Source organism: Paenibacillus oryzisoli (genome assembly GCF_001653565.1).
Lineage (GTDB): Bacteria > Bacillota > Bacilli > Paenibacillales > NBRC-103111 > Paenibacillus_E > Paenibacillus_E oryzisoli.
Genome location: NZ_LYPB01000075.1, coordinates 1 through 813, shown reverse-complemented (window position 1 = coordinate 813; position 813 = coordinate 1). Strand labels below are relative to the sequence as shown.

The window sequence follows — 813 nt, the reverse complement described above, 5'->3', positions numbered from 1 at the left end:
ACGACGAGGTTGATAGGTTCGAGGTGGAAGTGCGGTAACGTATGCAGCTGACGAATACTAATCGGTCGAGGGCTTAACCAATAAACCTAAGGTTACACTTTACGCAAGTTTCGTATCTAGTTTTCAAGGAATAAACCCTTGAAAGTTAATGTTTCTATTCCCTGATAGCTCAGTTGGTAGAGCACTCGACTGTTAATCGAGTTGTCACAGGTTCGAGTCCTGTTCGGGGAGCCATATGGAGAGGTGTCCGAGCTGGCCGAAGGAGCACGATTGGAAATCGTGTAGGCGTCACAAGCGTCTCGAGGGTTCGAATCCCTCTCTCTCCGCCACAATCTTTCTNGATAGCTCAGTTGGTAGAGCACTCGACTGTTAATCGAGTTGTCACAGGTTCGAGTCCTGTTCGGGGAGCCATATGGAGAGGTGTCCGAGCTGGCCGAAGGAGCACGATTGGAAATCGTGTAGGCGTCACAAGCGTCTCGAGGGTTCGAATCCCTCTCTCTCCGCCACAATCTTTCTAGTAAGGCCCGTTGGTCAAGTGGTTAAGACACCTCCCTTTCACGGAGGTAACAGGGGTTCGAGTCCCCTACGGGTCACCATTTTTATATCCCATGGAGGCTTAGCTCAGCTGGGAGAGCATCTGCCTTACAAGCAGAGGGTCGGCGGTTCGATCCCGTCAGCCTCCATCACTTTCCTTTTCAAACGCTTGATTTAATAGGAAACGTGACTTATACTTAATGACGCGGGGTGGAGCAGCCCGGTAGCTCGTCGGGCTCATAACCCGAAGGCCGCAGGTTCAAATCCTGCCCCCGCAAC

Annotated in this window: 7 tRNA genes and 1 rRNA gene; all 8 read left to right on the top strand. The window is 51.6% G+C overall.

What is annotated here, in order from left to right:
• A 23S ribosomal RNA gene (locus tag A8708_RS21055) occupies positions 1–81 on the top strand; the annotation flags it as partial.
• Between the two features lie 77 nt (positions 82–158).
• A tRNA-Asn gene (locus A8708_RS21050) sits at positions 159–234 on the top strand.
• A gap of 3 nt (positions 235–237) precedes the next feature.
• Positions 238–329 (top strand) — tRNA-Ser (locus tag A8708_RS21045).
• Positions 330–335: 6 nt separating this feature from the next.
• Positions 336–411, top strand: a tRNA-Asn gene (locus A8708_RS21040).
• A gap of 3 nt (positions 412–414) precedes the next feature.
• Positions 415–506 (top strand) — tRNA-Ser (locus A8708_RS21035).
• A gap of 15 nt (positions 507–521) precedes the next feature.
• A tRNA-Glu gene (locus A8708_RS21030) sits at positions 522–596 on the top strand.
• Between the two features lie 14 nt (positions 597–610).
• A tRNA-Val gene (locus A8708_RS21025) sits at positions 611–683 on the top strand.
• A 55-nt stretch (positions 684–738) separates the two neighbouring features.
• Positions 739–812, top strand: a tRNA-Met gene (locus tag A8708_RS21020).
• Position 813: the final 1 nt, after the last annotated feature.